The 23,442-nt window shown below is 42.8% G+C and carries 24 protein-coding genes, 1 other RNA gene and 1 pseudogene; 9 read left to right on the top strand and 17 right to left on the bottom strand.

Annotation, left to right across the window (positions count from 1 at the left end; genetic code table 11):
- Nucleotide 1: 1 nt before the first annotated feature.
- Nucleotides 2-103, top strand: a complete 102-nt coding sequence (locus EKM82_RS11930) for a type I toxin-antitoxin system Fst family toxin (RefSeq protein WP_164508055.1) — start codon at nucleotides 2-4, stop codon at nucleotides 101-103.
- A 310-nt stretch (nucleotides 104-413) separates the two neighbouring features.
- On the opposite strand, the gene EKM82_RS00860 is transcribed toward EKM82_RS11930, so the two are convergent.
- The 5 genes from EKM82_RS00860 to lspA form a co-directional block, all read right to left on the bottom strand.
- Nucleotides 414-3,602, bottom strand: coding sequence for a carbamoyl phosphate synthase large subunit (locus EKM82_RS00860; RefSeq protein ID WP_125766443.1), 3,189 nt, complete (start codon nucleotides 3,600-3,602; stop codon nucleotides 414-416).
- Complete coding sequence (locus tag EKM82_RS00855) at nucleotides 3,602-4,684, bottom strand: carbamoyl phosphate synthase small subunit (RefSeq protein WP_125766442.1); 1,083 nt, start codon at nucleotides 4,682-4,684, stop codon at nucleotides 3,602-3,604. The genes EKM82_RS00860 and EKM82_RS00855 overlap by 1 nt, the downstream gene beginning before the upstream one ends.
- 48 nt (nucleotides 4,685-4,732) lie before the next feature.
- Nucleotides 4,733-5,245 (bottom strand): bifunctional pyr operon transcriptional regulator/uracil phosphoribosyltransferase PyrR, encoded by a 513-nt coding sequence (gene pyrR, locus EKM82_RS00850; RefSeq protein WP_125766441.1) that lies wholly within the window; start codon nucleotides 5,243-5,245, stop codon nucleotides 4,733-4,735.
- A gap of 290 nt (nucleotides 5,246-5,535) precedes the next feature.
- Nucleotides 5,536-6,447, bottom strand: a complete 912-nt coding sequence (locus EKM82_RS00845; RefSeq protein WP_125766440.1) for an RluA family pseudouridine synthase — start codon at nucleotides 6,445-6,447, stop codon at nucleotides 5,536-5,538.
- The gene (gene lspA / locus EKM82_RS00840; RefSeq protein WP_125766439.1) at nucleotides 6,444-6,911 is read right to left on the bottom strand and encodes a signal peptidase II; all 468 of its coding nucleotides are present in this window, start codon (nucleotides 6,909-6,911) and stop codon (nucleotides 6,444-6,446) included. Before lspA ends, EKM82_RS00845 begins: the two co-directional genes overlap by 4 nt.
- A gap of 547 nt (nucleotides 6,912-7,458) precedes the next feature.
- On the opposite strand from lspA, the gene EKM82_RS11175 reads away from it, so the two are divergent.
- Complete coding sequence (locus tag EKM82_RS11175; RefSeq protein WP_164508029.1) at nucleotides 7,459-7,704, top strand: hypothetical protein; 246 nt, start codon at nucleotides 7,459-7,461, stop codon at nucleotides 7,702-7,704.
- On the opposite strand, the gene EKM82_RS00835 is transcribed toward EKM82_RS11175, so the two are convergent.
- Entirely contained in the window at nucleotides 7,636-9,303 is a 1,668-nt protein-coding gene (locus EKM82_RS00835) for a formate--tetrahydrofolate ligase (protein WP_125766438.1), read from the bottom strand. The genes EKM82_RS11175 and EKM82_RS00835 overlap by 69 nt on opposite strands.
- Nucleotide 9,304: 1 nt before the next feature.
- Nucleotides 9,305-9,697: an EbsA family protein gene (locus EKM82_RS00830; RefSeq protein ID WP_125766437.1), complete on the bottom strand. Its 393-nt coding sequence runs from the start codon at nucleotides 9,695-9,697 to the stop codon at nucleotides 9,305-9,307.
- A gap of 248 nt (nucleotides 9,698-9,945) precedes the next feature.
- Here EKM82_RS00830 and EKM82_RS00825 point away from each other — a divergent pair, with 248 nt between their 5' ends.
- A complete protein-coding gene (locus EKM82_RS00825; RefSeq protein WP_125766436.1) occupies nucleotides 9,946-10,347 on the top strand; it encodes a reverse transcriptase-like protein in 402 nt (133 codons plus the stop codon).
- A gap of 111 nt (nucleotides 10,348-10,458) precedes the next feature.
- On the opposite strand, the gene EKM82_RS11875 is transcribed toward EKM82_RS00825, so the two are convergent.
- Together EKM82_RS11875 and EKM82_RS00820 are read right to left on the bottom strand one after the other, a co-directional pair.
- The gene (locus tag EKM82_RS11875; protein WP_263853112.1) at nucleotides 10,459-10,584 is read right to left on the bottom strand and encodes a hypothetical protein; all 126 of its coding nucleotides are present in this window, start codon (nucleotides 10,582-10,584) and stop codon (nucleotides 10,459-10,461) included.
- Nucleotides 10,585-10,823: 239 nt separating this feature from the next.
- The gene (locus EKM82_RS00820) at nucleotides 10,824-11,426 is read right to left on the bottom strand and encodes a nitroreductase family protein (RefSeq protein WP_125766435.1); all 603 of its coding nucleotides are present in this window, start codon (nucleotides 11,424-11,426) and stop codon (nucleotides 10,824-10,826) included.
- 267 nt (nucleotides 11,427-11,693) lie between these two features.
- Here EKM82_RS00820 and EKM82_RS00815 point away from each other — a divergent pair, with 267 nt between their 5' ends.
- Entirely contained in the window at nucleotides 11,694-12,569 is an 876-nt protein-coding gene (locus tag EKM82_RS00815) for a DegV family protein (protein WP_125766434.1), read from the top strand.
- 27 nt (nucleotides 12,570-12,596) lie between these two features.
- On the opposite strand, the gene EKM82_RS00810 is transcribed toward EKM82_RS00815, so the two are convergent.
- Nucleotides 12,597-12,884: a hypothetical protein gene (locus EKM82_RS00810; protein ID WP_125766433.1), complete on the bottom strand. Its 288-nt coding sequence runs from the start codon at nucleotides 12,882-12,884 to the stop codon at nucleotides 12,597-12,599.
- A gap of 199 nt (nucleotides 12,885-13,083) precedes the next feature.
- On the opposite strand from EKM82_RS00810, the gene EKM82_RS11170 reads away from it, so the two are divergent.
- The 3 genes from EKM82_RS11170 to EKM82_RS00800 all read left to right on the top strand — a co-directional run bounded on the left by EKM82_RS11170 (nucleotide 13,084) and on the right by EKM82_RS00800 (nucleotide 15,493).
- Nucleotides 13,084-13,296, top strand: a complete 213-nt coding sequence (locus tag EKM82_RS11170; RefSeq protein WP_164508028.1) for a hypothetical protein — start codon at nucleotides 13,084-13,086, stop codon at nucleotides 13,294-13,296.
- A gap of 97 nt (nucleotides 13,297-13,393) precedes the next feature.
- Complete coding sequence (locus EKM82_RS00805; protein ID WP_125766432.1) at nucleotides 13,394-14,404, top strand: lipoate--protein ligase; 1,011 nt, start codon at nucleotides 13,394-13,396, stop codon at nucleotides 14,402-14,404.
- Nucleotides 14,405-14,575: 171 nt separating this feature from the next.
- A complete protein-coding gene (locus EKM82_RS00800; protein ID WP_125766431.1) occupies nucleotides 14,576-15,493 on the top strand; it encodes a magnesium transporter CorA family protein in 918 nt (305 codons plus the stop codon).
- A gap of 81 nt (nucleotides 15,494-15,574) precedes the next feature.
- Here EKM82_RS00800 and EKM82_RS00795 read toward each other — a convergent pair whose 3' ends face one another.
- The 5 genes and pseudogenes from EKM82_RS00795 to EKM82_RS00780 all read right to left on the bottom strand — a co-directional run bounded on the left by EKM82_RS00795 (nucleotide 15,575) and on the right by EKM82_RS00780 (nucleotide 18,977).
- Nucleotides 15,575-16,711 carry a THUMP domain-containing class I SAM-dependent RNA methyltransferase gene (locus EKM82_RS00795; RefSeq protein WP_125766430.1) on the bottom strand — a complete coding sequence of 379 codons (1,137 nt, stop codon included), beginning with the start codon at nucleotides 16,709-16,711 and terminating at the stop codon, nucleotides 15,575-15,577.
- 87 nt (nucleotides 16,712-16,798) lie between these two features.
- Nucleotides 16,799-17,156, bottom strand: an RNA gene (rnpB, locus tag EKM82_RS00790) — RNase P RNA component class B.
- Nucleotides 17,157-17,280: 124 nt separating this feature from the next.
- Nucleotides 17,281-17,592: pseudogene (gpsB, locus tag EKM82_RS00785) on the bottom strand (cell division regulator GpsB); the annotation flags it as partial.
- 131 nt (nucleotides 17,593-17,723) lie between these two features.
- Nucleotides 17,724-17,930 (bottom strand): hypothetical protein, encoded by a 207-nt coding sequence (locus EKM82_RS11165; protein ID WP_164508027.1) that lies wholly within the window; start codon nucleotides 17,928-17,930, stop codon nucleotides 17,724-17,726.
- A 486-nt stretch (nucleotides 17,931-18,416) separates the two neighbouring features.
- Nucleotides 18,417-18,977, bottom strand: coding sequence for a DUF1273 domain-containing protein (locus EKM82_RS00780; RefSeq protein ID WP_125766659.1), 561 nt, complete (start codon nucleotides 18,975-18,977; stop codon nucleotides 18,417-18,419).
- 71 nt (nucleotides 18,978-19,048) lie between these two features.
- On the opposite strand from EKM82_RS00780, the gene recU reads away from it, so the two are divergent.
- Together recU and EKM82_RS00770 are read left to right on the top strand one after the other, a co-directional pair.
- Nucleotides 19,049-19,687, top strand: coding sequence for a Holliday junction resolvase RecU (recU, locus tag EKM82_RS00775; RefSeq protein WP_125766428.1), 639 nt, complete (start codon nucleotides 19,049-19,051; stop codon nucleotides 19,685-19,687).
- An 8-nt stretch (nucleotides 19,688-19,695) separates the two neighbouring features.
- The gene (locus EKM82_RS00770; RefSeq protein ID WP_125766427.1) at nucleotides 19,696-21,987 is read left to right on the top strand and encodes a PBP1A family penicillin-binding protein; all 2,292 of its coding nucleotides are present in this window, start codon (nucleotides 19,696-19,698) and stop codon (nucleotides 21,985-21,987) included.
- A 162-nt stretch (nucleotides 21,988-22,149) separates the two neighbouring features.
- On the opposite strand, the gene EKM82_RS00765 is transcribed toward EKM82_RS00770, so the two are convergent.
- Both EKM82_RS00765 and nth read right to left on the bottom strand, forming a co-directional pair.
- Nucleotides 22,150-22,674: a hypothetical protein gene (locus EKM82_RS00765; protein WP_125766426.1), complete on the bottom strand. Its 525-nt coding sequence runs from the start codon at nucleotides 22,672-22,674 to the stop codon at nucleotides 22,150-22,152.
- Nucleotides 22,675-22,719: 45 nt separating this feature from the next.
- Complete coding sequence (gene nth, locus EKM82_RS00760; RefSeq protein ID WP_125766425.1) at nucleotides 22,720-23,367, bottom strand: endonuclease III; 648 nt, start codon at nucleotides 23,365-23,367, stop codon at nucleotides 22,720-22,722.
- Nucleotides 23,368-23,442 lie beyond the last annotated feature (75 nt).

The following is a 23,442-nucleotide window of genomic DNA, read 5'->3' as shown; positions in this document are numbered from 1 at the left end:
GATGGAGGTGATGAAATTGTTCGCTGCGTTTTGGGCGCCGCTTCTTGTTGGTCTGATCCTGGCCTTATTCAATTATTGGCTAAATAATCGAAACAAGAAGTAAAATTACAAGGCAATTTAGCCTCACCCTAACGATTAACTAAAAATTGTTCGAAAAAAAAGCCCTCAACTATAGCAGTAGTTGAGGGCTTTGGTGATGTAAATTGTTCGATACGTTTTGTATCTATAATATAACATAACTCAATTCATTATTCAACAAGGTGAAGCGCGTGCGGGACAATGACTTGGGCCAATTTCAAATAATTATTTGTACGCATGCCAAAACTAAGTAGCAAGCAGCTTTATTTACGGCTTGGCAAAGTTTTTATCATCAGGCAAGCACACGACCGCCAAATTAATTACTGGCAACCAATTTATAGTGGCTCAATGGCGAATGCTCGTGACTCAAGCACTGTCAGAATGGCCTCGGCTTCATCGAGAGTCGTAATCAGAGGCACGTTATGCATTACAGATAGTTCTCGTAAAAGTGCACCGGACATGCTGACCGGTCCGCGCCATTCCGTGGTATTGATCACCATTTGGATTTTGCCTTGGCTAATTTCTGTGGCAATATCCGGCTGGCGTTGGCCAATATCATGAACAAAATCAGTCGCTAGTCCGGAACGCTGAAATTTCGTCGCGGTATGGGCAGTGGCAACAATTTGGTAACCCAGCCGCTTAAAGCGTTGGGCCATTTCCAAACCGCGGCTTAAATCATGGGAAGCAACTGAGAAGAGGATGCGGCCATAAGCAGGTAATGGTTGCCGCGCAGCTTCCAAAGCTTTGTACAAAGCTTTTTCAAAAGTTAAATCAGAACCAATTGCCTCACCCGTCGTTTTCATCTGGGCCTTGGCTAACTTCTGTCGTTGATTGATCTTGGTAAATGAATAAACCGGAATGCGCACATGGACATTAGCGGTCGTCAGCACGGGGTTATTCTGATAACCTAAAGCAGTCAAACGGCTCCCCATCAGGACTTTAACCCCTAGAGCAATGATTGATTCCCTAGTCATTTTATTGATGAAGGCTAAGTTACGGCTCCCTTTTAAATCAATTGCCAAAACATACAGCAAATCATCCTTGACCAGGAATCGAATGTTCATAAAACCGCGCATCCCTAATTGCTGGCCAACTGCCAGAAAGACTTGTTTGATTTGGCTCAACATTGAATCGCTTAAATTACGAGCTGGGCTAATCGTCATCGCATCCCCAGAATGCAGGCTAGAATGCTCCAAATGCTCCATAATACCAGTAATCAAGACTTGCTCGCCATCATAAATGCCATCGACTTCATATTTATCACCACTGAGAAATTCCCGAATCGTAAAGGGATAATTGGCCAAGTCACGATTAAATCGCGTTAAATAGTGTTGCAAATCGGCCGCACTCTTCAGAATCTCGGTTGGTGAAAAACGGTGTTCTGGATTGGGATGAATCAGAATTGGATACGGTAATTGCCGGGCCCATTCCTGACTAGTCGCATCAGCTAAAGGTTCAGTAATTTGGCGAATTCGCGGTCCTAACAGATGTAAATCAGCTAACAGTCGTTGCATCTTCTCAGGTTCATGAACCTGATTCAAAGCAGCGCCTGAAGCACCAAGAATTTTTAGACCGGCCCGTTCTAAAGCGGCCGTCAACTTGCTGGCGGACTTACCGCCTAATTGGGTAATCACATAAGTCGGCTGCTCGATCGCCGCAATATTCAAGACCGCCTCGGCGTTGATGGGCGCATAGTACAAGTGGTCGGCTAAGTTCACACTAGTTGAATAGGCATCGGGATTATTGTTTAACAAAATCGTTTCGTAACCAAGCCGGCGCAACTCTTCTAAACCATGGACAGTTTCGTAATCAACCTCACTACCCTGGCCAACTTTGGTGGGACCAGAGCCAATGACTAGGACTTTTTCTTTACTTTCGCTGGCAGTCATTTCATTTTCAGTGGCATAGGTAATAAAAAATTGTTGTGAATGGACTAAAGGATTGCTAGCAATGCTATTGATTTCTTGAAAACCAGGTTCAATTTTGGCTTCTTGACGGAAAATTCGCAGTTGGTCAGTGGTAATCTCCCAAAGCCGACTAATTTCTAAATCTGAGAAGCCATAATATTTGGCCCGCTTCAAGACATCAATTTCCGCCTTGTGGTCAACCAACTCCTGCTCCAACTGAACAATATTTTTGATTTTTTGAATGAAGAAAGCGTCAATTTTAGAAATATGACTGAGGTCGGTTACGGAATAGCCACGCCGTAAAGCCTCGGCCAAGCAAAAAATTTCTTCATCAGTGGGGTGAATTAAATAAGCCGTCAATTGATCGTCATCTAAAGCTGCAATTTCGGCTTTCCAGAGATGGTCGATGCGTAAATTATACGAGCGAACCCCTTTTAAAATGGCGGCTTCCACATTACGATCAAAAACCATGACTTCCCCGGTAGCTTTCATTTCGGCTCCTAAAGTGCGATCAGCACCGGAAACCCGGTCAAAGGACCAACCAGGGAATTTACAAACTAAGTAATCAAAAGCTGGCTCCACTAGTGCCGTGCTACCTTGTTCATAAGGATGATCGATTTCGTCTAAGCGCAGGCCAACTGCTAATAAGGCGGCCACTTTGGCTAACGGATAGCCTAATGCTTTTGCAGCAAAGGCACTTGTTCGGCCCAGACGTGCAGTCGCTTTTAAAATCCAGACTTGGTTGGTCTTCGTGTCCACGGCAAATTGAATATTGCAGGAACCAATCACGTTTAATTGGCGGGTAATATTAATCGCCATTTCCCGTAAGGATTGGACCTGACGATCAGTTAGCGTTTGGATCGGCGCTAAGGCAATTGAATCGCCAGAATGAATTCCCACTTGGTTTAACTGTTCGCAATTAAAAATGGCCGCCACTTGATCGGCGTGATCGCGCAGCACTTCAAACTCAATTTCCTTGGCGCCCAGCACACTTTGACTTAAGGCGACTTGATGAAATGGTGAAATCGCTGTTGCCTGATTAAAGACTTTTTCCAGTTGGGCCCGATTCTCGGCTAGGCCACCACCAGTGCCACCAATTGAATTCACTGGCCGGACCATGATCGGCCAACCTAATCGTTCAATTGCTTGGGGAATTTGTCCTTGATCATTAATCAATAATGAGTTCAGTAATGGTAATTGTAGCTGGGCCATTAAATCTTGAAATTGATCCACGTCCGTGGCTGGATTCTGATGAGTTAAATCGGTACCGATCGTTTGAATGTTCAGTTGGTCCAACAAGCCTGATTGACGTAATTGGAGCACTAAATTAATCGTGGTTTGCCCACCAACATTGGCTAAAATGGCGTCTGGTAATTCTTTCCGAATAATTTCGGTTAAAAATTTTAAAGTGATTGGTTCCAAATAGACACTCACATTAGGATAACGGTCGGTCATATTAGTGGCCGGGTTTGAATTGACTAAAATCACGTGGTAACCAGCTTGGGCCAAGGTAACCACTGTTTCAGTTCCCAAGTAATCAAACTCAGTTGACTGGCCGACCACATAAGGTCCCGAGCCAATAACTAGAATTTTATTTAAATCAGTCCGTTTACTCATTATTCTAGCCTCTGCTTTCGACTAATATTGGCATCCATCAAATCAATAAAATCATCAAAGAAATGCAAGGTGTCCCGCGGACCTGCTGCCGCCTCGGGATCAAAATTGATCGCGAAATTGGGCAAATAACGATGGCGATAGCCTAGGACTTCTTGGTGGTTCACTGCCACATGGGTCACAAATAAATCAGAATTAGCTGGTAATTCTGGTAAATAAAAACTACTATTTTGAGCGGCAAAGTTGGTGTTTTGGGTGATTTTCTCACGGACGGCTAAATTAATACGATGCTGACTCACCTTCCGTGGCAGCACTGGCACATCATTAACTAAAGCCATGACCGCAAAACCTAAGCCAATTCCAAAAATCGGATAACGTTCTTGAACTGTTTTTAAGGTGGCAATCGTTTTGGTTAAGGCTTCTGGTTTCCCAGGGCCATTGCTGACGAGAATTCCATCAGGGGCAATCGTATTGATCATGCCACTATCCGTATCAAAGGGTAAGACGGTCACGTTGCATTGGCGCTTGGATAACTCCCGCAGCACGGTATTCTTTAAGCCTAAGTCGATCACCACCACATTTTTGCCAATATTGGGGCTGGGAAATGGCTGTTTAGTGGAAACTTGATTAACTTGGTTATTGGCAATCACCAAGGCCTTGATCTGATCGTGAGCGTGGGCATCATGAGTATCCATAAAGCTGGCCTTCATATTACCGTATTTAGCAATATGCCGGGCTAACCGCCGGGTGTCAACATTCATCAAACCAGGAATGCGTTGGGCTTGCAAAAATAAATCTAAAGTCATTTGGGCCTGCCAATGACTAGGCAATTGGTAATTCTCACCAATCACCATGCCCTTGATCGTTGGTTGAATCGCTTCATAATCATCACGATTAATACCAGTGGCCCCTTGTTGCGGATAAGTAAAGGCGACGATTTGGCCAGTATAATTATCATTAGTAATTGTTTCTTGATAGCCAGTTGCGCCAGTGTATAAAGCCAATTCGCCGGTGGTATTTATCCGAGCGCCAAAGGCATTACCGGGGAAAACTGTGCCATCTTCAAGAATCAGGTATCGTTTCAAAAAAATCGACCTTCCATCTGGCTGGATTTCTGCTAGTTAAGTAAGACGTTAAGCGAGAAGCACTTGTTCTTGGTGGTCAATTTCTTCAACTTGAACTTGGACCTTTTCTGAACGCGCGGTGGGAATATTCTTGCCCACAAAATCAGGCCGAATTGGTAATTCCCGATGACCACGATCAACAAGAACGGCTAAAGCAATTTTTTGCGGCCGACCGGCGGCCATTAAGGCATCCAAACCAGCGCGAATGGTGCGGCCAGTATAAAGCACGTCGTCAACTAAGACCACGTTTTTACCAGTGATCGATAAGCCAAGATTAACTGGTTGCTTGTCAGCTTGGGGCCGATCATCACGATAATCAGTAATGTCTAAAGTAACAATGGGAACTTTAGTGCCTTCTAGTTGGGCAATCCGTTCACCAATTCGTTGGGCCAAAATCGCACCACGAGTTTTGATGCCCACAATGACCAGATCATTCAAACCACGATTCTGTTCAATGATTTCATATGTGATCCGAGTGAGCGCACGTTGCATTGCTGTTTTATCCAAGATAACTTTTGCCATAATATCCTCCTGATAAAAAACACCCCATGGCCTGATAACCTTGGGGTGAGTTAATGACTGCCGTTGTAGTTGGCGCCTAACTAACCTTGTAGCCTCACAGGACTAATTAAAGGATGTTGAATTTATTATTAGTGTAGTGGTTAACTTACTGGCTGTCAAGTGACGCTAAGCCCGCGTGTGAGCAGCGACGCACTTTGGACGTCGCCTAATTTCAATTATTTGATTAGGCACCGTAAATGACCGAACAAATAATTAAATTAGGCAAAGCCATTTGTCACTCCGAACACGTTTCAAACATCAGTCTGCCGCCGTAACTTCGCCAGAGTCGTCGCAAAAATTTCCGGCACTGGGGCAGAGAACTCCAGCCACTCACCAGTTGTTGGATGCGTAAAGCCTAATTTGGCCGCATGTAAAAACTGGCCGTGTCCTGGCAGCGTCTTCTTGGGGCCATAAACTGGATCACCAGCCAAGGGATGCCCAATATACTGAAAATGAACCCGAATTTGGTGAGTGCGCCCCGTCTCCAAACGGCAACTGACTAAGGTATAACCTGGGAAACGTTCCAATACCTTGAAATGAGTAACCGCGTGACGGCCACCAGCAACAACCGCCTGCCGTTGCCGATTGCGCGGGTCACGAGCTAATGGGGCATCGATCGTCCCTTGCTCTTCCTGAATCACGCCATGAACAATCGCCAAATATTCGCGTAAATTTGTTTTGGCTTTCAATTGTTGGCTTAATGATTGTTGGGCTAAATCAGTTTTAGCGACCATTAATAGTCCTGAAGTATCCTTATCAATTCGATGCACGATCCCCGGCCGAATTTTGCCATTGATGCTGGCTAGTTGCCCGTGAGCCAGAAGGCCATTGACCAAGGTGCCATGTAAATGACCAGGCGCGGGATGAACCACCATTCCTTGCGGCTTATTGACCACAATCACTTGGTCATCCTCATAGACAATATCTAGATCCATTGGCTCAGGCACTGCTTCAATTGGTTCTGGGTCAGGGACCGTCAATTGAATCTGATCACCAGTTTGGACCGCATATTTAGTTTTTGCTTCGACAACTTGATTAACGGTGACGCGTTGTGCTTTAATTGCCGCTTGAATTTGACTGCGACTTAAATCAGCAATTAACTCGCTCAAGACCTTGTCCAACCGACCAGTTTCAGTCGTGATCGTCAATGCGTAAGTCTTCATTTAGAATCCGTGTCCTTATCTAGAAAAATAACAAAAATGAACAATAAGATGACGCCAACAGTCAAAGCCATATCAGCAATATTGAAAATTGGAAAATTAACAAAATCTAGTTGAAACATATCGACCACATAGCCTTGTGTGGCCCGATCAATGAAATTACCGATCGTCCCGGCAATGATCAAAACTAAACCGGTAAAGTAAGTATAGCTACTTTTTTTGCGGTAAGCCTTGACGAGTAAAGGAATCACCACGGCTAAAGCAATGATTGTGATCAAATAGAAGAACCAAGTTTGTCCTTCAAAGCTACTCCAAGCTGCCCCAGTATTACGAATGTTGGTAAAGGATAACCAACCAGGAATCAAAGTTACTTGTTGTTGCAAGGCCAAACTACTGCTGATCCAGCTCTTTAACCACTGATCAGCACCAATTACTAAAATTCCCAAAAATAAAATGAGCAATTGCATAATTTTCACCTGTATTATCTTTATTTATTCTGAATGACATTTTACTTGAATGTGCACGAATTGATTCTTGATTAAGTCGATTCCTAGTTTGGTAACGGCCGAGGCCAAACGATTAAACAATGTAAAACCCGATACTTCCCCAATTTGGCGTTGGTGGTGGCTGGGCGATTTAGAGGGCGTGGAACATGGTGGGCATTGATCTGAGATTGTTGCTAAAAGCAATAATCTCAGATACAAGCCTTATTCTAACCGCTAAAGCGGCAAGAATAATTTCACCATTGACGCCAATCGCCCAGCCACCACCGGTATAAACTAACTGAACTGCTTACCTTTATTTGGAAAAAAAGTTTGGCGTGAACTAATAGTTTGATTGACAAGCTTTATGGAGTTCAAGGAATCGGCATGTTACGTAACTGGCGACTTTCAGCCAGACTATTTCGGTTTTACTGTTCAGAGTTTAACACCAGTTTAGTTGAGTTGATTAGCTCAACAATGACTGCCTTAACCACTAACAATAGTAAAGTGAATCACACTAACTCCGGACAGAATGGAGGGCGTGGTTGTCAGCCGCCAAATTATTCTTAGTAATTTATCACTTAGAATAAGGCTTGTATCTAAGACAATTTGGTTTGTAATTGGCGTAGATCAATGCCGGCAGCGTTCCACAACCGAAACGCCTGGAATGGCGTCAGACTCAATTCTGTTTCAAAACTCCATAAATGTTTTAAAACAACCCCGTGATTTTACCTTGAGCGTCAATATCGATTTGTTCAGCAGCGGGATGCTTAGGTAGTCCAGGCATGGTCAAAATATTACCGGCCATTGCCACAATAAAACCAGCCCCTAACTTCGGTACTAAATCGCGAATTGTTAAGGTGAAATCACTAGGCGCACCCAATAACTTCGCTTGATCTGAGAAAGAATATTGGGTTTTAGCAATACAAATTGGTAAGTTGGTCCAACCATGATGTTTAAGTAAGCGTAACTGACGCTGGGCCGTGGCAGTCAACTCAATATCTTTGGCTCCATAAATCTCCCGGGCAATCGTGGTGATTTTCCCAATGATGTCGGCGTCATCTTGATACAGCCGTTGGTAATGAGCCGGCTGTTGACTGGCAGTCATCACTAATTTAGCCAAATCAAGGCCACCATTGCCACCTTTGGCGAAAACTTCGGTTAAGGCACTGTCGACGCCATCAGCCTTGATCAAGGCTTGTAACAGGTCAAGTTCAGCATCACTATCTTGGGCAAAACGATTAATGCTGGCAACCACCGGCATGCCGTATTTTTGCATGTTGCGCAGGTGACGTTGTAAGTTAACGTAGCCCTGGCGCAACGCGGTTAAATCTTCGTTATCTAAATCGGCTAAAGCCTGACCGCCGTTGTATTTAAGGGCCCGAACTGTGGCCACTACCACGATCACGTCAGGCGCTTTTGGCAATTGTGGGGTGACGATATCGAGAAATTTCTCAGCCCCTAAATCAGCACCGAAGCCAGCTTCAGTAATCGCATAATTTCCAGCATGTAAAGCCGCTTCAGTTGCCAAAATGCTATTACAACCATGGGCAATATTTGCAAAAGGACCACCATGGATGATTGCTGGCGTTTGGGCCAGAGTTTGGACCAAGTTCGGCTGAATCGCATCTTTTAAGAGGACGGTCAAAGCGCCGGCCACCCCTAAATCCTGCACATAAACCGGTTGACGATCATAAGTGTAGCCAATCAAAATGCGATTTAACCGAGCTTTCAAGTCAGTTAAATCAGTTGCTAAACAAAGAATTGCCATTAATTCACTTGCCACGGTAATATCGAAACCATCACTGCGCATTTGTCCGTTAGCTGGCTTGCCTAAACCAATAATCGTTTCGCGTAATGCCCGATCATTAATATCTAAGGCCCGTTTCCAAACAATCCGTTTTGGATCGAGATTTAATTGATTGCCTTGATGTAAATGATTGTCGATCAAGGCCGCTAAGGTATTATTAGCTGCCGTTAAAGCATGCATGTCACCAGTAAAATGCAAGTTAATATCAGCCATCGGGATGACTTGAGCATAACCACCACCAGTGGCGCCACCTTTCATACCCATGACTGGTCCTAATGATGGTTCTCGTAGAGCAATCACTGCTTTTTGGTCCAGTTGGTTTAAAGCATCAGCTAGGCCAATCGTAACAGTTGATTTCCCCTCACCGGCTGGCGTGGGATTGATCGAGGTGACTAGAACTAACTTACCTAAAGGCCGTTTCCGTAACTTAGCCAGCGTTGCTAAAGGTAACTTGGCCTTGTCGTGGCCATATGGTGAAATGTCGGCCGCATTTAAATCAATTTTTGTGGCAATTTGATTAATATCGGCTGCCTGAGCAGCTTGAGCAATTTCAATATCTGCTTTCAAATTATAATGCCTCCCAATATTTTAAAACTTGTTGCGTTTGTTTCTTGCCTAACCAGAAACGATATTGGCTGGTGCCTTTACTTTTAATGGTAATGATTTGTGGGTTGGTGCTGGTGATCGTAAATTGCGCTGGTTTGATGACTAACCCTTGCCGACTAAAAGGGTAGTGTAAACTCAGCTGGTGTTCAGTTGATTCAATTCTGACATAAGAACTTAAAATCACATAAACGGCTAATAGGATAAAGATTATCGCTAGCACAATTGCGACCGGACTAACCGCGTCGGTCATTTCTAATTGAAAAATAATCCCTAAAAATAAAATACAGCTGAGCCAGAGCCACAAATTAAGGCGGTTCAAACTGACTGGCTGACAATATAATTTCGTTTTCTGCAAGCGACACCCTTCATTCTTAGGTCAATCATGGTACAGCTAGGTACCGTAACTAACTTGGTCATAATACCTTACCATTTTAGCATAGTCTGCCCACAACTCGGAAAAAAAGACCAACGATTAGTGGATTCTTAAGCAGATTTATTTTTTTAAATATTGATTTAAATAAATCACGGTTTACAAGTAACTAGTAATTGGCTAAGCTTAAACCGATTCATCAAATTTATTTATTAGTTGCGGGAGGGACATTGATGTTATGGCTTAATACTGATGCGGCCGTTGATCAGGCCCGTCACTTAACCGGAATCGGTTTTTATTTAACCGACGATTCGCACAAAATTCAGATTGAACAGCGACAGCAAATTGATTTTTGTGATAATCATCAGGCTGAATGGCAGGCAGCGCTTTGGGCGTTGACTTATTTAGCTGATCATGACTTGTTAACAACGAATACGATTGTCTTGCAAACTGATAGTCAATTATTAGTCGACAGTTTCGATAAACGCTACAGTAAGCATTATGGTGCGCAATTGGCGGCATTATTGGCGTTGACTGATCAAGCGCCCCTATTCTTTGTCAAGAAAGTTGGCGATCACCATAATCGCGCCGCCCATCAATTAGCCAGAGCGGCGATTTATCAAAATGATGATTAGCGTTAATCAACGTTCGGAACCAAAAAATTGAGAAAGTTTTAAAACAGAATGGCGGCTGACTCTGTTCCGGGCTGCTTGGCGTGGAACGCGGCCGACATTGATCTGAGCCAATTAAAAATCAAATTGTCTCAGATACAAGTCTTGTACTAAGCGGTAAACCGCTAAGAACAATTTGGCTGCTTCTCGCAAGCTCCTACGCAAATAAAACCCGATTGGCTGACGCCAAGATCCCTCCACGCCGTCTGGAGTTAATTTGGTACACTGAACTTTTGTTATCATTCAAGGCAGTATTTGCTGATTGCCCATACTTATTTGAAAAATCATTTTTTTGTAAATTAATAGCCTGATTGATCAGTTTTCTGGATAAAACCAGACGCTATCAATCAGGCTATCTTTTTGCATTCTTAATTCAAGCTATAATCATTATTTAAATTTTCGAGCAGTTAGACGCAGAAATAAGTCAGCCTGGCTGCTTTTTATTTAATTACTCGGAAGCGTTCGTCGGCTGACATATAGTCCTTGCCGGCAGCTGGTGCTTCAATGGAGCCAAATGGCATTTCTGCACGCAAGCGCCAGTTAGCCGGAATGTTGAAAGCTTTGGCCACTTCTTCGTCAATTAGTGGGTTGTAATGTTGCAAACTAGCGCCAATCCCATTATTTGCCAAAGTTGTCCAAACACCCATCGTCATAATACCTTGAGCCTGTTCTGACCAATCATAGAAATTATCCTTATACAAGACAAAATCTTTTTCTAACTGATGAACAGCGGCCATATCAGTAAAGTACATGATGGTACCGTGGCCAGCTTTGAAGGTGTTCAATTTAGCAACTGTTTTAGCGTAAGCCTCTTCATTAGGCACTTCTGACTTCAAACGGGCAATGACGATATCCCACAATTGGTCATGAGCTTGGCCGAATAAGAAGACGGCCCGAGTTGTCTGGCTGTTAAAAGCAGTTGGTGATTCTGAAATCACTGGTTCCAATAAATCAACAATTTCTTGATCAGATAATTTGATATCCTTACCTAAAGCGTAAATTGACCGCCGCTGTTTAATTAAATTTAAATATTCCTGATTCATAATTGACACTCCCTTAATAATTTTAAAGCTTAAATTCATCATATCAGCTGATTTTAAGTAAGTAAAGTTTTTGTTCTCGCTAATTCTCTGAAATAACTAATTCAGCATATTTCTTATTTGGGGCGGTCATCGGCGCCTGCCATTAAGTTGTTTTTGCTTCATCTAATACTGAATATTTTCAAACTGGATTTTCCGAACAGTGAAAAAAGTCCGGGGATATGGTAAAATTTATTCAATCTTATATCTTATTTGTAAAGGGGTCTCATGATGAAAGTTGCAGTAATGACAGATAGTGCAGCCTATCTGAAACCAGCGGAAGTTCAACGCTATCATATTAATATTTTACCCATTCCTATTATTTGGGGCGATGAAACCCTACTTGATATGGTCGATATCGGCCAGGAACAATTCTACGATCGTCTGCGGACTGATCCAGTATTACCAACAAGTTCGCAGCCGTCAATTGGCCAAGTTGAAGCTATCGTGACGAAGTTAGTCGCTGCTGGCTACGAAGCTTTAATTGCGCCCGTGATTTCTAGCGGGATCAGTTCATTTTATGACAATTTAAAGGCCTATGCTGATCGTGAAACTCGGTTAAAAATTTATCCGTTTGACACGCATATTACTTGTGCCGGGACTGCATATAGTGCCATGTTAGCTGGCAAAATGGCCCAAGCTGGTGAACAACCAGAAAAGATTTTGGCCGCATTGGCTGAATTACGGGAAACCACCGGCGTTTACTTTGAAGTTGATGACCTCTCCCACTTGCGGCGGACTGGACGTTTAAGCAACGCTTCAAGTTTTGTTGCCGGTTTATTGAAAATCAAACCGATCTTGACGATTGATATTAATGCCAAGGGTAAAGGTCAAATCACCGCCATCGCTAAGGAGCGTCAGGCTAAACGGGCTTTTGAATGGATTTCTGCGCATTTTGCTGAAGCAATTGCTGATAAGGATTATCCAATTCGTTGCACGATTTTTGATGCCAATGCGCCGGAAGTTAAGGCTGAATGGCTAGCCGAATTTACCAAACGCTTCCCTCAAGTTAAATTCGAAACCAGCATCATCGGTCCAGTCATCGGCGTGCATACCGGTGAAAAGGCCATGTCAATGATTTGGGCCCGCGATTGGGAAACAATCTAGATTGTTTAAATAGATTACCTTAAGTAATCATAAAATTAAAACACCACGCTGATAGTTGATTTTAACAGTGTGGTGTTTTTTTGTTACATAATTCGCAGTTTTTTCAAAAAATGAACGATATTCCTTTGATAAAGGTCTTCCCCAATTGATTAGGTGGTGGCGGCGCAATTTGAGTGGCGTGGAACGCCATGGGCATTGATTTAAGCTTTTGTTGCGCAAAATCTTAAATACAAGCCTTATACTAAGTGCTAAAGCACTAAGTATAATTTCATGGCTGACGCCAATTGCGCCGCCACCACTTGATGAAACTAACAAAACTGAGCACCACTATTTGGCCGAATCAGATTGTGGTAGTACAAAAAATCGGTGTGACAATCGTTACTGAAAATAAAGTTACCCTACCGATTTTTTTAGTGTTCAACTATTACTACTGTTTGAAAAGAGTTAATGAATCCCACTACCATTGCCTTAAGCGCTAACTATAATGAAATGCACCATCTTAACTCCAGACGGAATGGAGGGCGTGGTTGTCAGCCGCCAAATTATCGTTAGTGCTTTAGCGCTTACGATAAGACCTGTATTGAAGACTTTTGAAAAAAGGCTTCAATCAGTGTCGGCAGCGTTCCACAACCAGCAAGCCCGTAATGCAGTCAGAACTAGATCTGTTTTAGCATCCCCATACGGTTTTACCTTTTTTAAACTTTTCAAAGCAATACCAGCAACTTAGCAAGTCCCCACGTAAAAGCAGACAAGTTTAATGCGCTTTCGAACAGAATAGCTTATAATTAGTACGCAATTAAAAAGTCATTGGGTGGAGGGATACCATGTACTATGTAGTCATGCCAAAGAATGATATTCGCGATAATTTAGCAACGGAACAATATTTGATGAATCAGAAGGATTTTGACGAACCACTGCTGTTATTTTATATTGAGAAACCTTGTATTATTGTTGGTCGTAATCAAAATACCTTTGAAGAAATCAATCAGGATTACGTTGATGAACATGGCATTACAGTTACACGGCGCTTGTCAGGTGGCGGTGCCGTTTATCAGGATTTAGGCAATCTCTGTTTCAGTTTCGTGGTCAATGCCAATGATCAGCAATTTGGTGATTTTAAGGCGATGGTGGCGCCAATCGTGACTGCCTTACACAAAATGGGTGCGACCTCCGTTGAAGTCAGTGGCCGTAACGACATTTTAGTTGATGGCAAGAAATTCTCCGGCAACGCCATGTATACTAAAAATGGCAAGACTTTCAGTCATGGTACCCTCTCCTATGATGTGGATCTGGATGTGCTGACGAAAGCCTTGAATGTTCCGGCTGATAAAATTGCTTCCAAGGGCATCAAGTCCGTTCGTTCGCGAGTCACTAATTTAAAACCCTATTTGCAGCCCCAGTATCAAAATTTAACGACTGGGGAATTTCGTGATGAATTATTGAAAGAGATTTACGATGTGACCGATTTGGCCGAAATTGCCACACATCAATACCAAATTACGGCTGACGATCAAGCTGAAATCGATCAGATTGCGGCCGCCACCTATCGCAATTGGCAATGGGTTTATGGCAAGAATCCCCAATTCAGTATTCAACGCCGCAAACATTTCAACTACGGCACAATTGATGCCCGCTTGTTAGTTGAAAATGGCCGTCTCACTGCCATTACTTTCTTCGGTGATTTCTTCGGTCCTCGCGATGTGCATGAATTGGCCGATTCGTTGACTAACGTAATCTATGATCGTGGCCACATTACTAGTGTTCTGGATAAAATCGAAGTCAGCAACTACTTCACCGGGATTAGTCGCGACGAACTGATTAATCTACTGGTTTAAAAAAATAATTAAGCCCCATAATTAAGTTCAGTCGCCCAGAGAGGCAGCTGAACTTTTTAATTTGCGGGCTATGATCGTAATGACCGCACTAATATTTTTCTAATCATTACTTGTTTATTCAGGTTATTTGCTTTACGCTTATTGGTATGACTAGATCAAAGGAGTAAGTTGATGTTAAGAGTTGGACCAGTTACTAAAGCAAATAATCAGATTATTGCCGTCGTCGATGAAACGGCTGCTGATCGGCAACAACTGATGCAAAAATATCATTTAACAGCCGAATTTTTACGGTACGCCACTGACCCTTTGGAACGGGCGCGAGTTGAATATAATCCCTTCACCAGTACTTGGCTGATTGTTTATAATGTTCCTGTTGATGCCAATGAAACTGATAAACGGGTCATTAAGCCAATTAGTTTCATTCTTAAGGGAAATCAGCTGTTTGTTTTCGTCACGGCCCAAACCAGCCATATTCTCTCAGCAGTTGATGCGGTTAACCAGGCAGATGAAACCCGCGGTATGTGGGATTCCTTGTTAGCCATTCTTTACGATATTAGTACGACTTACTTTGATTATATTCAGAAAATGACTGAGAGTCGTTTAAAGATTGAAGAGCATTTACATCAGCGAAGTTCTTCGCAACACATTTTCGAGCTGGCCGATTTAAGTACCGCCCTCACCTACTTTCTTACTGGTGCCAATGGTAATTTAGTTGCCATTGGTCAATTACGGTTGATTGCCAAGCGCGGAGAAAATGTCAATCTCAGTCCCCAAAATATTGCCCAACTGGAAGATATTGAAGTCGAAGCACATCAGGCCCAAGAAATGTTGGAGTTGAACAGTGATATCGTCGATAAGCTGTCCAACACTTTCAATAATTTATTAAATAATAATCTGAACCAAGTCATGAAATTGTTGACGATTTATTCGGTGGTATTAATGATTCCACCAATTATTTTTGGTTTCTATGGCATGAATATGTGGCTCCCGCTAGCTGATAAACAATGGAGTTGGGTTTTCTCAGTGATTATTTCTGCGGCACCAATTGTTTGGGTCATGTACCGTTTGAAGCGCGACCATTTCATTTAACCAATAAATTAACCACAAAAAAGCTGACCGACTGTTGCTAGTCGATCAGCTTTTTGAATCTTATTAATACTTAATAGCAGCTTAATGCTTTTTATAGGTTGGTTTACCCCAGAATTGGAAGAGGTCGGTCCGCAAATAACCGTTGTATAACTTACGACGTTTAGTTGCTTTAGCACCATAATAATGTTCGAAATCCAGATCGCTAGTCAGAATATATTTACTCCAAGTGGTCATTGGATTGAAGACTTCACCCATTTCACGATAAATTTGCCGTGCTTGAGTTTGATCATTCAGTCGTTTCCCATAAGGTGGGTTAGCGACTATGATGCCATTTTGCAAATCAGTCGTAAAGTCTTTCACAGCCACTTGCTTGAATTGAATGTCATGTAGAACACCGGCCTGATCGGCATTTACTTTGGCCAAATCGATCATGCTACCATCAATATCATTGGCCATAATTGTCAATTCCAAATCTTGTTTGATGGCAGCTTGAGCGGCCATGCGGGCTTCTTTAAGCAGTTCTGGTTTGAATTCGGTGAATTGCTCAAAAGCAAAATGCCGACTAATTCCGGGAGCAATGTTACGCGCTTTTAAGGCGGCTTCAATGGCAATGGTGCCAGAACCAGTCATTGGATCAAGGAAGGGATCATTATCACGCCATGGTGTTAAAGCAATTAAACCAGCTGCAAAATTTTCCTTCAATGGTGCGCCACCATGTTCCTGCCGATAGCCTCGTTTAAACAAGCTATCACCAGTGGTATCGATTAAAATTTCAGCAATATCTTTATGCAAGCGCACATCGATTTTCACTTTGGCACCAGTTTCTGGCAAGCGTGTCGTACGATGATAAGCTGTTTGAAGACGTTGAACGATTGCTTTTTTGGCAATGGATTGGACATCAGGCACACTATGTAACTTCGATTGGACTGAACGACCAGTCACTGGGAATTCGGCGTCCATTGGTAATTGTTGTTCCCAAGGCAAGGCCACCACTTGATCGAACAACTCGGTGAAGCTGGTACACTTGAAGGTCTTCATCACGATCATCACCCGATCAGCAGTCCGTAACCACAGATTGGTTTTAATGATATCGCTGAGATCGCCTTTGAAGAAAATCTTGCCATTGTCCACTTTAGTTTGATAACCGAGGGCCTGCATTTCCTTATTCACGATTGCTTCGAATCCGGCGGCCATAGTCACCATTAATTGATATGTCATACTTTAGCTCCTATTTTTAAAGTTCCTAATTTGTCTAAAAAAATTGACGCAAAATTATAAAATTCTGCGTCAACACCCTTGGTAAGTCTCTATAAGCCACGTTTTGTTCCAATGACAACTAGGTCCATTGCCATCTTCAGTAATCATCTATCTGCTAACGCTCCAACTTTAGGTTCATTTCCCGCCATTGGACTCTTCTACCAAAAAATTTGAATTGCTCGCTCGTGGGGTTTACCCGTTCCATCGATTAACTTTCACTAACCGTTCGTTTCTGTGGCACTTTCAAGCTCGCCGCCATAATCCGGAGACCTTAGGCATTGAGCTGCCGTTACTTCAAAGAAGTACCTTGGCTTATTGGGCCAAGCGCGAACACTACAAGCATCGCAGCTTGTGCGAGCGTGGACTTTCCTCAGTCTATTAAAATAGACCGCGATTACTCGAGACTTACCAATTATTTAATTCACTTAAAACCGATTAATTGTTGACCCCTGATTATTATTAATATTCAGATGATCACTAGACTGGGCCGCTGAACTAGCAGCCGGTTTGTTAGCAATCTTAGCAGCTTCCTTCTCACCGAAGACATGCCGTTCCAAATTACTAATCCGCCGTAAAATATCATAGTTAGTGGTGTTGGTCGTCACACTAGGACCAGCAGCCACGAAACTATTCGTACTTGGCGCCGTCTCACCATGTTGAGAAAGTTCATCAACCTTAGTTACTAAGCGCTGATTTTCTTGTTCTAATGTTTTGATCCGATTGCTGAAAGCTTCATAGTCTTGAATGACTTGATCCAAGAATGGATCTACTTCCGCAACATCATAGCCACGATATTTTTGTTTAAAATCTTTATTAACAATTTCTTCTGGAGAAAAATTGATTTTAAATTCGCGGGAATCGTCTGATTTTGCCACCAATATTCACACCTCACGTATTACTAGTCAAGCATCTTATTAAGTATAGCAAAAAAACTGGAAAAAGAGAACCAAAACTAATCAATTTCTCAGATTAATTAATGATTCATTGAAAAATAACCCTCAAGATCCCGTGAAAAATGGTGAGGCAAAACTGGCGGCGACTCCATTGCGGGCTTGCTGGTTGTGGAACGCTGCCGGCATCGATTGATGCCAATTACAAACCAAATTGTCATCAATACGAGCCTTTGTCTAACCGTTAAAGCGGCAAGACAAATTTGGCAGCTGACAACCACGCCCTCCATTCCGTCTGGAGTTGAGGTGGTTCATTTCACGTTTGTTAGTTTTTAAGGCAGTGACAGTAGAATCCATTAGTTCAATTCAATTAATAATAATAGTTGAAGGGTAACCCCAAAATTGTTTAACAACATCTTCTGATTAGAGATTGTCACACCGATTCGGTATCACCACAATCTGGTCTGGCCAAATAGTGGTAATCAGTTTCGTTAGTTTAATTAGGTGGTGGCGGCGCAATTGGCGTCAGACATGAAATTATACTTAGTGCTTTAGCACTTAGCATAAGGTTTGTATTTAAGATTTTGCGCAGCAAAAGCTTAAATCAATGCCCATGGCGTTCCACGCCCAAAAAATTGCGCCGCCACCACCTTGCCAAATTGGGGAAGACTTAACGCTAATTTAATTCTGAACTAATTGGTTCAAATCGCTCGGCCCCTGCCGTCACTAATCTAAGGAGCGACTTTAACTAATTTAAAGGGAGACTGACAGCCAACTTAGAAATCTCCGGCTTGTTCTTCCTGATAATTTTCCGCTTCATCTTGTAATTGATAAAAATCAATTAATTGTAGCGGATAATCATGGTCAGCCAGTCGTTCAGTGATATATTGGTAGTCATAACTGGCCTTACCAGGTGATTCTGGATCGTACAGCATTAACGCCCCGTCAGTATGCTGACCCATGAAAGTTTGATAATTTTTTAATTGACTGGGATTTTGGTAGCCTTGCTTGGACACGTAGCCGACAAAATCAGCTTGGCTTAAAATTTGACTTAGTTGGGCCTGGTTGTTTTCGTTCCATTGTTGCCCGAAGTTTTGAAATGGTAGCATGATTGCTACTTTGAGTTCGGGATAGGTTTTTTTCAAATCTAAAGCGACTTCCACGCCCCACTGTTCAGTTCCCAGTTGGGCGCCAGTGATCACCCAGGTCAAACCATCTTCCAAATAAGCAGTTAAGGCTTTTTTTAAAGAATATTTAATGATTGTCAACTTCGGGTCGTTCTTCTGATAAACGTTAAGTTCGTAAGCCCGATAGCCAGTTAACCACAGTCTTTTTATCATGGCTAACAACCTTTCTACTAAAGTAACCAGCAAGAATCTGGTATAATATTGTCATTAGGAGTGAGGAAATGGTGATTAAATATCCCAATGGTGAACCATATCGATTGCCAGTTGATCATACTCAGTCTAACATAAAACGGCCGTTGCTTTCTTCAGAAAATGACGTGGTTTTTGGTAGTCGTGGCATGACGTTAGAGCAGACAATTAACGAAACGAATATTTATTATCGTCAGCAACAGCGGGCGGTGGTTTATAAAAAACCGACGCCAATTCAAATCGTTAAAGTTGACTACCCGCAACGAAGCAAGGCCGTCATTCGTGAAGCCTATTTCCGACAAGCTTCAACGACGGATTATAATGGCGTTTATCAAGGTCGCTATTTGGATTTTGAAGCTAAGGAAACCACGCATAAGAAGTCGTTTCCTTTGGCAAACTTCCATGAACACCAAGTGAAACACTTTCAGAATTGTTTAAACCAACAAGGCATTTGTTTTACCATTATGCGCTTTGCTAGCTTGGAACGTTACTTTTTAGTACCAGCAACTTTACTGTTGAAGTACTGGCAGCAACAAACGACTGGTCGCAAGTCAATTCCCTTAACGGAAATTATTGCTACTGGTTATGAATTACAAATCGGTTATCAACCACTGTTGGACTATCTCGGTGCAGTTGACCAATTGATTCAAAAAACACAACAAAAAAATTAGGTGGAAAAATGGCACAAAATCAAGCAATGACGCGGGAAGCACGTAAAGCTTCACAAACTCGCAGTCCCCAAAAAGGCGGTCGTGGGCGTGGTCAAGGACCAAAACGTCCGCTCTGGCGCCGAATTATTCGCTGGGCGTTACTCATTATTTTGGCGGGCATTGTTTTTGGCGGCGCCCTCTTCTTTTATTATGCAAAAGACGCGCCTAAACTAACGACTGAAGAATTAACCAAAGGTGGTTCTTCAGTGGTGCTAGCGTCAAATGATCATCAGATCACCCGCTTAGGCAGTGAAAACCGCAGTTACGTTAAAAGCTCAGAAATTCCGCAACAATTAAAAGACGCTGTGGTTTCAATTGAAGACAAACGTTTCTACTCAGAACCGCTCGGGATTGATCCAATTCGGATTGTTTCATCAGCTTTGCATAATGTGACCAATCCTAACAGTGCCCCTCAAGGTGGGAGTACTTTGACCCAACAGTTGATCAAACTTTCTTATTTCTCAACCAATAAATCCGACCAAACTTTAAAACGTAAGGCACAAGAAGCTTGGTTAGCAATGCAAGCACAACAGAAGTATTCTAAAGAACAAATTCTCGAGTATTATATCAACAAAGTTTTCATGTCCAATGGTGCTTATGGTATGGGCACAGCCGCAACCTTGTATTATGGCAAGAGTTTGAGTCAACTGACCTTGGCACAAACAGCTCTTTTAGCGGGGATTCCTAATGCCCCTTCTAGTTACGATCCTTTTGTCCATCCAGAGGCAGCTAAGGCACGCCGCGATTTGGTAATTCAAGCGATGTTAGCAAACAAAAAGATTACTTCAGCTCAGGCTCAAGAAGCCATCAACACGCCAATTGCTAGCGGCTTGAAGTCGCAAAGTGAAGTCACTGCTAGCGAAAACAATGCGATTATCGCCGATGCTTATTTACAAGAAGTGGTTAAACAAGTTAAGAAATTGGGCTATGACCCCTACCGTGACAACTTGACCATCAAAACAAATTTGAATTGGGACGCGCAACAACATCTCTACGATTTAGTCAATGGTGATGCGATTGCTTTCCCTGATGACAGCATGCAAACTGGTGTGACAGTCACTGATCCTAATAATGGTAATGTGATTGCCATGGTTGGTAATCGAAAAGTCGGTAAAGTACAGATGGCGTTAAATCATGCCACCCAAACTGATCGCAGTAATGGGTCAACAATGAAGCCCTTATTAGATTACGCACCAGCAATCGAATATTTGAACTGGGCTACTAATCATACAGTTGATGATTCGGCGTACACTTATCCTGGTACCAATATTCAGTTAAAAGACTGGGATTTACAGTACCAAGGTGAAATGACCATGCGGCAAGCGTTAGCTGTTTCCCGAAACATTCCAGCCGTTCGGACTTTGGAAACCGTTGGGATTAGTAAAGCCAGCAGTTTTGTCAGCAACTTAGGCATTAAAATCGCCAGTGATGCCGGTCTATCAGTCGGGATCGGCGCCAACCTATCGAGTTTGCAAGTTGCCTCAGCTTACAACGCTTTTGCGAATGGTGGCACCTACTACAAGCCGCAATATGTGGCTTCAATTACCACTGCCGATAAAGTTGTTCATCATTACAATGACAGTGAAGGTCAAACCGCAATGAAGTCTTCAACAGCCTATATGATCACTGATATGTTGAAAGATGTTATCACTAGCGGCAGTGGTACCGCAACCCAGATCAGCGGTCTCTATCAAGCTGGTAAAACTGGGACCACTGGTTATACTGATGAAGAATTAGCGAAGAATCCCGCCCTGAATAATACAGTTAAAGATTCATGGTTCGCCGGTTACACGAAACACTATTCCATTGCAGTTTGGACTGGCTATGATAAGTCGGCGCAACAAGGTGTCGCTAATCAAACGATTGCCCAACTGATTTATCGGAATATGATGAGCTACTTAAGTGCTAACGTCACTAACAGTGATTGGAGCAAGCCAAGCACGGTCGTTCGCGTTGGCAATGTCTTGTATGTTAAGGGTCATCAACCAGCAACAACTACCGAAAAGACCCCTTCATCAAGTTCGTCATCTAGCAGTTCAGAATCAAGTAGTTCCAGTGTTGAATCCAGCAGCTCGAGCATTGAGTCTTCAGAATCAAGTGAATCGTCTAGCGAAGAACCAACCACGCCTGATGAAAACAACACTAGCAGCGAAGATAATACTGGCTCAGGTGGTACCACAACACCGGGTACTGGTGGTAGCGAAGAGAATAACTCCTCCAGCGCCAGCACAAGTTCCAGTGTCCAACAACCAGCACAATAAATAATCAGCAAACAGAAAAGGTTCCAATTCGGCAGAATAATCCGAATTGGAACCTTTTTGATAGCTTTAGTACAGGGCTAACGTCAGGAAGAAGAAACCTAAAAAGCAGTTAGCCCGAAAAACATTAATAAAATTCAGCGGTTCAGAAATTGAATTGCTGCTTTAAATCGTCAACAACAATGCTGCCACCATTAAAAAGAACATGCTTAAAAAATAATAGCTCATATTATTGCTGGTTTTAGCGACAATCAACTGCTTGTCAGCAACAAATTTATCAGGAATCCCTGGATGCTCGGCTGGCACATGCTGAAGTAACTGGCGCCGAACTGTAAAATACTGCCGGTAAGTCACGATGTTTACTAAAGCTAGCAGACCAAAGGCAACGCAACTGAATTGGAAAAGGCCAAGATCGTCGTAACGTGAGGCAACGTAAAAGCTCGCAAACATCAAGACAATACTAGCAAGATAAAAGATTATCGAAGCTCCGAAGTGAATGTTCTTTTTCTTAGCTCGCTTGAATAACGCTGGTTGACTTTCCGCTAATAAAAGTTCCCAACGCGCCACAATCACAGGATCAGCGCGATTCTGGGCCTTTTGTACTTTCCGTGTACCACCTTTGGCGGCACCAAACACTAAGCCAACACAAATGACCAATGCTAAAATAGCAAACCAATAATTGATTGGCATCACTAAAACTTCCCTTCCAATCTTAACTTAACTTTTTTAAATGAGTTAATGAGTTTGCACGTACTCCTGACCAAAGACACACATCGGCAACAATGGACAAGTCTGGCAGGCTGGTTTTTGCGCGTGGCAAATATCGCGGCCGAAATTAATCATCGCATGATGACCATGAATCCATTCAGCTTCTGGAAGTGCCGTGGTAATCGCGGTTTCCACTTGGCGGACACTGGCTTTCTCGGCAGCAATTTGCAACCGTTTAGCAATCCGTGAAACATGGGTGTCCACTGCAAAAGCCGGAATCCCAAACGCATCACCTAAAACAACACTGGCCGATTTACGACCAACACCAGGCAATTGGGTTAATTCCGTCATGGTGTGCGGCACCACACCCCCGAAATCAGTTTGTAATTTTTGACCTAAAGCAACTAAATACTTCGCTTTATTGTGATAAAGACCGATTTGTTTAATGTATGGCTCCACTTCCGCAGGTGTGGCTGCCGCCAAAGCAGCTGGGTCCGGAAAACGTTCAAATAAGGCTGGCGTGGCCTTATTTACCGACACGTCAGTTGCTTGAGCGCTTAACAACACCGCCACCACAATCTCAAAAGGACTTCGGGCCGTTAAACTGCCCACGGCGTTAGGATAAAGATCGATAATCTTTTCAATCGCCACGCGACTTTTCGCAGGTGTTAACATATTTTCTAACCTCCTACTCAAACTTCAAGTTAAAATTCGGTTCTTGCCAATGCTGAATGTTTTCGATTAAACAGA

This window comes from Lapidilactobacillus wuchangensis (genome assembly GCF_003946645.1).
Lineage (GTDB): Bacteria > Bacillota > Bacilli > Lactobacillales > Lactobacillaceae > Lapidilactobacillus > Lapidilactobacillus wuchangensis.
Note: the sequence above shows the minus strand (reverse complement) of the source record. Positions and strands in the feature narration are given on the sequence as shown.

Bases quoted from the DNA above. Each gene is read 5' to 3' on its own strand.
- lspA (WP_125766439.1), bottom strand. From the start codon at position 6,911: ATGCAATTGCTCATTTTATTTTTGGGAATTTTAGTAATTGGTGCTGAT.
- EKM82_RS00770 (WP_125766427.1), top strand. From the start codon at position 19,696: ATGGCACAAAATCAAGCAATGACGCGGGAAGCACGTAAAGCTTCACAA.
- EKM82_RS00805 (WP_125766432.1), top strand. From the start codon at position 13,394: ATGTACTATGTAGTCATGCCAAAGAATGATATTCGCGATAATTTAGCA.
- EKM82_RS00795 (WP_125766430.1), bottom strand. From the start codon at position 16,711: ATGACATATCAATTAATGGTGACTATGGCCGCCGGATTCGAAGCAATC.
- nth (WP_125766425.1), bottom strand. From the start codon at position 23,367: ATGTTAACACCTGCGAAAAGTCGCGTGGCGATTGAAAAGATTATCGAT.
- EKM82_RS11170 (WP_164508028.1), top strand. From the start codon at position 13,084: ATGGAGGGCGTGGTTGTCAGCCGCCAAATTATCGTTAGTGCTTTAGCG.
- EKM82_RS00825 (WP_125766436.1), top strand. From the start codon at position 9,946: ATGTTATGGCTTAATACTGATGCGGCCGTTGATCAGGCCCGTCACTTA.
- EKM82_RS11175 (WP_164508029.1), top strand. From the start codon at position 7,459: ATGGAGGGCGTGGTTGTCAGCCGCCAAATTATTCTTAGTAATTTATCA.
- EKM82_RS11165 (WP_164508027.1), bottom strand. From the start codon at position 17,930: ATGGAGGGCGTGGTTGTCAGCTGCCAAATTTGTCTTGCCGCTTTAACG.
- pyrR (WP_125766441.1), bottom strand. From the start codon at position 5,245: ATGGCAAAAGTTATCTTGGATAAAACAGCAATGCAACGTGCGCTCACT.
- recU (WP_125766428.1), top strand. From the start codon at position 19,049: ATGGTGATTAAATATCCCAATGGTGAACCATATCGATTGCCAGTTGAT.
- EKM82_RS00765 (WP_125766426.1), bottom strand. From the start codon at position 22,674: ATGCCAATCAATTATTGGTTTGCTATTTTAGCATTGGTCATTTGTGTT.
- EKM82_RS00820 (WP_125766435.1), bottom strand. From the start codon at position 11,426: ATGAATCAGGAATATTTAAATTTAATTAAACAGCGGCGGTCAATTTAC.
- EKM82_RS00845 (WP_125766440.1), bottom strand. From the start codon at position 6,447: ATGAAGACTTACGCATTGACGATCACGACTGAAACTGGTCGGTTGGAC.
- EKM82_RS11930 (WP_164508055.1), top strand. From the start codon at position 2: ATGGAGGTGATGAAATTGTTCGCTGCGTTTTGGGCGCCGCTTCTTGTT.
- EKM82_RS00815 (WP_125766434.1), top strand. From the start codon at position 11,694: ATGAAAGTTGCAGTAATGACAGATAGTGCAGCCTATCTGAAACCAGCG.
- EKM82_RS00800 (WP_125766431.1), top strand. From the start codon at position 14,576: ATGTTAAGAGTTGGACCAGTTACTAAAGCAAATAATCAGATTATTGCC.
- EKM82_RS00860 (WP_125766443.1), bottom strand. From the start codon at position 3,602: ATGAGTAAACGGACTGATTTAAATAAAATTCTAGTTATTGGCTCGGGA.